The organism is Streptomyces sp. NPDC048392 (assembly GCF_043200575.1).
Lineage (GTDB): Bacteria > Actinomycetota > Actinomycetes > Streptomycetales > Streptomycetaceae > Streptomyces.
In genome coordinates this window covers 856,071-862,459 of the sequence record NZ_JBICYB010000001.1, presented here as the reverse complement: position 1 = coordinate 862,459, position 6,389 = coordinate 856,071, and the positions used below count along the sequence as shown (strand labels likewise).

The 6,389-nt window shown below is 68.2% G+C and carries 5 protein-coding genes; 2 read left to right on the top strand and 3 right to left on the bottom strand.

The genetic code is table 11. The annotated features are described in order from the left end of the window. Positions 1-452 precede the first annotated feature (452 nt). A complete protein-coding gene (locus tag ACGFYH_RS03775; protein ID WP_393801493.1) occupies positions 453-1,673 on the bottom strand; it encodes a helix-turn-helix transcriptional regulator in 1,221 nt (406 codons plus the stop codon). 253 nt (positions 1,674-1,926) lie between these two features. On the opposite strand from ACGFYH_RS03775, the gene ACGFYH_RS03770 reads away from it, so the two are divergent. Beyond that, the gene (locus ACGFYH_RS03770; protein ID WP_393801492.1) at positions 1,927-2,058 is read left to right on the top strand and encodes a hypothetical protein; all 132 of its coding nucleotides are present in this window, start codon (positions 1,927-1,929) and stop codon (positions 2,056-2,058) included. Positions 2,059-2,544: 486 nt separating this feature from the next. Next, positions 2,545-3,555, top strand: a complete 1,011-nt coding sequence (locus tag ACGFYH_RS03765) for a radical SAM protein (protein WP_393801491.1) — start codon at positions 2,545-2,547, stop codon at positions 3,553-3,555. A 506-nt stretch (positions 3,556-4,061) separates the two neighbouring features. Here ACGFYH_RS03765 and ACGFYH_RS03760 read toward each other — a convergent pair. Together ACGFYH_RS03760 and ACGFYH_RS03755 are read right to left on the bottom strand one after the other, a co-directional pair. Further along, positions 4,062-4,670, bottom strand: coding sequence for a DUF1349 domain-containing protein (locus ACGFYH_RS03760; protein ID WP_393801490.1), 609 nt, complete (start codon positions 4,668-4,670; stop codon positions 4,062-4,064). 104 nt (positions 4,671-4,774) lie between these two features. Then, positions 4,775-6,304 (bottom strand): aldehyde dehydrogenase (NADP(+)), encoded by a 1,530-nt coding sequence (locus ACGFYH_RS03755; protein ID WP_393801489.1) that lies wholly within the window; start codon positions 6,302-6,304, stop codon positions 4,775-4,777. Positions 6,305-6,389: the final 85 nt, after the last annotated feature.

Sequence of the window (6,389 nt, the reverse complement as noted above, 5' to 3'; positions counted from 1 at the left end):
AGCGGATACGATCTAGACACTCGCATCCTCGCAGGTCAACGGCACCTTTCTGCTATCGGGGCGTCAGATCCCTTAATTCCGCTGAATACCCGGGGCTAAAGAACGATCCCCCCTCTCGGCACTGTCGAGAGTGCGGCAGGCTACTTAGCGTGCGCCGTTTCCGTATCGACCTTGACGCACCGGACTACCGCTCTCCGTGCTGTCTCGACTGCGAGGGGCCCGACCCCTTCACGCTGGCAGGCATTTGGTAGGCCACCCCGGAACGTTCCGGTGTGCCCTCACCCCCGATGGACCGTTCCCGCTGTGGGCTCGGACCGTCGGGGGTTTCTTGCGTTTCCGGGGCACCTTCGAAATAAAGGCGGGTATCCCGGCCGGCGCGGGGTGTAATGGTGTCTCTCGGCCAGCGGTACCAGGGATTTTCGGGCCCTGCGAATCGTAGACGCTCCGGCTCTTTAGCTTCCGCTCGGGAGTGCTTTCAACCCCTGGTATGCCTCGCGCAGGTCTGACGCCTCGGGGAGCTGTCGCCGCTCAACGGCCTTGACGACTTCCAGCGCACGCCAGTGATTCGACGGGACAATGCGGCCGGACAGTATGGCCCGCTGCGCTGCGTTGCACGCCTCATCTAGCCGGTCTCCGCCGAGCAGTGCCAGCGCCAAATCAATGTTCGCGGACGCCACCCGGCGCGGCCATTTTTCCACATCATCAGAGGGAGCTAGCCGCGCGATTACCTGTCGCGCGTAGTCCTCCGCTGCGGGATCTCCCACCCATGCCAATGTCGTTGCCGTGTAGGCCAGCGCCTTACCGGGATCGTACTGGTAGTGATGCTCGGTGCCCTTGCGGGGAACCATTGCGCCCGACATGCGTTGCACTCGCTCAATCACTCTGTACGTTTCTGGCCCTTCCCCAAGTCGCGCTCTCGCCCTCCCTTCTTGCGCTGTCGCCTGGATTGCAGCCGAGGTTCCGGCCGGTGCCAATTCCTGTGCAATTCGGGATAGGTCTAGTGCGCGTGCGTAGTCGCCATCGGTGAGCACTCGCCAAGCGTCAGTCTCGTAACACCACGCTTCGATTTCACGGTGGTCTGCGTGCTGCGCAAGGGTGGCCGCTGTCTGCAAACGAGCCGTCGCCGCATGTTCCTGGTTCAGGTCGATATGCAGCGTGGCCCCCAAGAGTTGGAACCATCCGCCGACCACGTAAAGGCGGCGCTGTTCCGCAAGGGTCATGCGCGCGTCCATGAGGTGGGACACATAAGCGGAATGCTTCCTTACCCTTTCGAGCAAGTCTTGCGGCGGCGACACCGGGTATTTCATTGCCAGTTCATCGAAAGCATGCTCTAGGCGACTGAGCGTTTCCTTGCCTACATCGCTAGCGGATACTCGCCGCGCCAATTCGAGTGCATCGAATTCGTCGTCACTACCTGACGATGCGTCAGAAAGCCACGCGGTGCGGGATCGCGGCGGAGCATACGCGTCCGGGACTAGCAGCGCGTCAAGTTCCGCCGAGGTGAGCGACAGCGCCTTTGCAATCTTCGGTCGCTGCCAGGGTTGCGGGTCAGTCTTTCCGCTCTCCCAGCGCTGGACTGTTGAGCGATCGACGCCGACCGCTTCCGCGAATTCCTCTTGGTTGTACCCGCACGCTTTCCGGCGCTCCGCCAACCTCCGCCGCCTGCTGGTCATCGTGGCCGGTCTCCTCTCGGGAAATGCCCGTCTGCCCTGGTCAGCGTATCCAGTGAGGCCAGAGTGCGGCAGGAGTGCGGCCTTTCTGCTGTGGTCCCTGCCGTCTGACCCCGCTTACCTAGGCCAACACCAAGCAGCACCAGCGGACTTGATGGGACGGCGAACCATGGCGAGCGCGACCACGGAAGACACCGACGCACGACAGTGGGAGTACACAACGTTCGCCCCCTCGGGTGAGACGTGCCCGGCCTGTATGAAGCCGATCAAGACCCTTGAGCGTTGCCGACGCGGTGAGATCGAGCGGCAGTCCGGCACCCCCGTCACGATCTACCGGCACATCGATTGCGCCGACCCGGAGGGGACCAAGCGGCGGGGCAAGCGGTGACGGCCACCGTAAGGGCACAGCAGCGTCGCACGCGGCCTCTCCCGCCCCCGAAGCTGGTGAGCCTCATAGGCGGCCCCGGAAGCCCGTACGCGGACTCTCCGGCCGGTTGGTGGGACCAGTACGGCGGAGCGCTGGACACGCGTAGCGGCGTGGTCTACCTGCCGGGGCCGACACATCCGCCGTCGCCGTTCCACCCCGATGACTGCCCCAACTGCGTGCCGCTGGACAGCGCGTGAAGTACGTACGCCGGTTCGGCTGGTCCGTATTCGTCTTCACGGTCGCCGTTCTGGTCACGGCGATTCCCACGCTGGCCGCTACCGGCCGCCTCTAATCTCCCGTCCCCTTTCGGTGCCGCACAGCTCCCCCGTGCTGATTGCACAGGCCCGAAAGGGGATGGGTTCAACGCCCGCTCCCGGTGATTCCTCAATGGACGGTCGAGTCACCGGGGGCGGGTCCCTCAGAGATCCAGGTGTAAGGAGACGCACAATGAGCGCTGCCGGAAACCGTCTCTTATTCGCGTGGCTGGAGGTCACGGGACTCTGCAACGAGTTCTGTGATCACTGCTACGCCGACAGCGGGCCCAAGGGAACGCACGGAACCATGACCGTACGGGACTGGTTGAACGTGATTGACCAGCTTGCCGACATGGGCACCGTGGATGTCCAGTTCATCGAGGGAGAGCCGACGCTCTACCCGAGCCTGCCCGCGCTGATCGAGCACGCTCACGGCCGGGGTCTCAGTATCGAGGTGTTCTCGAACATGACCCACATCCGCCCGGAACTGTGGGACGCATTCCGAGAGTTCGGCGTCAAGCTCGCCACGTCGTACTACTCGGACAGCGCCGAGGAACACGACGCGGTGACTCAACTCCGAGGGGCGCACAAGAAGACACGCGCCAACGTGCAAAAGGCGCTCTCGCTCGGTATCCCGCTGCGGGGCGGAGTAGTCGCCGTGCGGGACGGACAGCGCGTGCGGGAAGCAGCGCAGGACCTTACGGCGCTCGGTGTCGGTACGGTCGGCGGAGACCGGACCCGCGCATTCGGGAGAGCGAGTCAGGGGGCCGCGCCGACCATCGCTGATCTGTGCGGGCACTGCGCCCACGAGAAATGCGCCATCGGTCCAACCGGCGACGTGTGGCCGTGCGTCCTCGGTCGATTCCTGACTCTCGGCAACGTGCTGGAAACGCCGATCTCGGATATCTGGGGCGGGGCGCAGATGACCGACGTTGCGGCCGATATCGCAGCGGTTCACGGGGATGGGGTCCAGTCGTGCACGCCGCCTCAGTTCTTGCCGCTTTGTGGCCCATGCGGTCCGTGTGTTCCCTCGGTCGGACACTGTGACCCCAGGGAGGCGGAGAGCGCCGCTACGATCGCCGCACCGGCCCAATCCGCTGATCATGAGGGAGCACGCATATGGACGATCACGGGGACGACTTCGGCCCGTGGGGGTGGGAGGAGCAAGGCAATGCCATTCGGCGGACCGAGGACGAATGGCTGACCATCGCTCGGTACGTCCGGCACGCCGCCAACAAGCTCGGGCCGGAACTCCCGCTGTGTCTCCCTGGTGAACCGCAGCAGTGCGGGCGGACCGCGCAACAGCACGTGATCGCTTGGGCCGCGCACCTTCGGGCGGTGTCCCATCACCTGATCGAGCAGGCCACCCCGAGTGAGGCCAGGGGCGCGCACGCTGTCGGCCCGCTGTATCAGCGTCGTCTCGCGGACCTGCGTTCTCAGACGGCCTCGGTGCGGTCCCCTGGCTGACCGGCTGTACCCCATTGACGGCCCCGCTTGTGCGCTTCCCCCGTGGCGCATGGGCGGGGCCTCTTCGCGTGCATCTATGCAGGTCAGACCGGGCGCGCTAACCTATGGCTCTGTTGGTCCAAGGGCAGGCGATGTCGGTCCAGATCTCGACGCGCATGTCTCGGCTCTTCTCCAGGTCGTACGGCTGCGGAGGCGCTCTCCGCCCCGTACGTGAACATTCAAGCAGCCGGTCCCGTTCCCCCGTCAGCTGCCGTCCCGCAGGTCCGCCGGCCAGGTCGGCCGGAACTCCAGGCGGTCGTACGTCACCGTGCAGCCCTCCCCCGTCGGCGCCTGGGCCAGGAAGCCGACCAGGGCCGCGCCGGTCTCCTTCTCGTCGCCCAGGGTGAACAGCCGGACGAAGGTCCAGTGCTCACCGTCGGTGGAGGCGTGGAAGGCGAAGGCCCGTCCGCCCCGGCTGACCCGGAGCCAGACGGAACGTCCCTCCACCGTGAAGGAGTTGCAGTCGTCGGAGTGCCCCCGGGTGACCACCGTGCAGACGGTGGGCACGTCCGGCGAGTACTCCAGACACAGCTTGGCCCAGGCCCGCTCCCCGGCGTGGACGTAGAGCACCCCGGCGTCGAAGGCGGCGTTGTACCCGACGGAGACACGGGCGATCAGCTGGAAGTCCCCGTCGGGCGCCCCCAGCAGCCGCGGCGCGTCGGACACGGGCTCCAGCGCTTCCCCGGTGGGCGGCACGAACCGGTCCTGCCGGGGCCCGGCCGTCCCGGTGAGCACACCGTTTGCATAGGCCCAGTCGCCGTCGGGCCCGTAGGGACGGAGGGGAAACGGCAGTTCGGGAAGTTCAGTGTCCATGTACCGATTCTCCCTTGCCGGGTGCGGACGCCCAGCCGCGCGGGGAACCGCGCGACCGGCAACGACCGCGCAGCAGTCCGCGCACAGCCGGGCGATCCACGGCGCTACCGCTCGAGAACACCGTTGAACCGCCGCGGCAGCCCGAGCGGATTGTCGTCCCGCAGCTCCGGCGGCAGCAACGCCTCGGGCGTCCCCTGATAGGCCACGGGGCGCAGCCACCGCTCGACAGCCGTACCCCCCACCGACGTGGACGTCGAAGTGGTCGCCGGGTACGGCCCCCCGTGCTGCTGAGCCGCGGCGACCGCGACCCCCGTCGGCCAGCCGTTGACCAGCACCCGCCCCGCCAGCGGTGTCAGCTCTGCGAGGATCTCCGCACCGCGCCCCCGCCCGGCCGCCTCCTCGGCGGAGAGCTGCACGGTCGCCGTGAGGTTGCCCGGCAGCCGGGACAGCACCCGCCGGACCTCGGCGTCGTCCTCGTAACGGGCCACCACGGTGACCGGCCCGAAGCACTCCTCCAGGAGCAGGTCGTGCTCGCCCCCGGCGGCCAGCCGCGCGGCCGGCACGGTGAGGAACCCCGGGCTGACGGTGTGCTCGCCGCCCGCGCCCGGCGTCACCGGGGAGTCCACGTCGGGCAGCGCGGCGCGCTCGGCGACACCGGCGACGAAGTTGTCCCGCATGCGGTGGTCGAGGAGCACACCGGCGGCGGTGTCGCTGACCGCTTCCGTGAGGGACTTGACCAGGCCGTCACCGGCGGCGCCCGCCGGCACCAGGACCAGGCCGGGCTTGACGCAGAACTGGCCCACGCCGAGGGTCATCGAACCGGCCAGCCCCGCGCCGATGGCTTCCGCCCGCTCGGCGACCGCCGCCTCGGTGACGACGACCGGGTTCAGCGAGCCCAGCTCGCCGTGGAAGGGGATCGGCACCGGACGCGCCGCCGCCGCGTCGAACAGGGCGCGGCCACCGCGGACGGACCCCGTGAAGCCCGCCGCGGCGACCAGCGGGTGCTTGATCAGCTCGACGCCCGCCTCGAAGCCGTGCACCAGGCCGAGGACCCCGTCCGGGACGCCGTGGCGGGCCGCGGCCCGGCGCAGCACCCTGGCGACCAGCTCGGACAGCGCCGGGTGGTCGGGGTGCGCCTTGACGACGACCGGACAGCCGGCCGCGAGCGCGCTGGCGGTGTCGCCGCCGGGAACGGAGAAGGCGAAGGGGAAGTTGGAGGCCGAGTAGACGGCGACGACGCCGAGGGGCACCTTGTAGCGGCGCAGGTCCGGGATGGGCGGGGTGGCCGCGTCGTCGGGGTGGTTGACGACCACGCCGAGGAACTCGCCCTCGTCGACGATGTCGGCGAAGGCCCGCAGCTGGTAGCAGGTGCGGGCGAGTTCACCGGTGAGCCGGACCGGCCCGAGCGCGGTCTCCGCGTCGGCGACCTCGACGAGGGTGCCCTCGGCCGCCTTCAGCTCGTCGGCCGCGCCGCGCAGGAAGGCCGCGCGGACGGTGCGGTCGGCGAGGGCCTCCCGGGCGGCGTGCGCGGCGCGGACGGCGGCGTCCACCTCCCCGGCCGTGGCTTCCACCGCGACCTGTTCACGCTGCTTCCCGGTACGGGGGTCGACACTCCAGACTGGTGCTGCTGCCACCGCGGGTCCCTCCACGTGCTCTACCAAGAACTCGTTCGATATACTGAACGCTGTCTCTGCTGATGAATATGCTGTTCGAGACTAT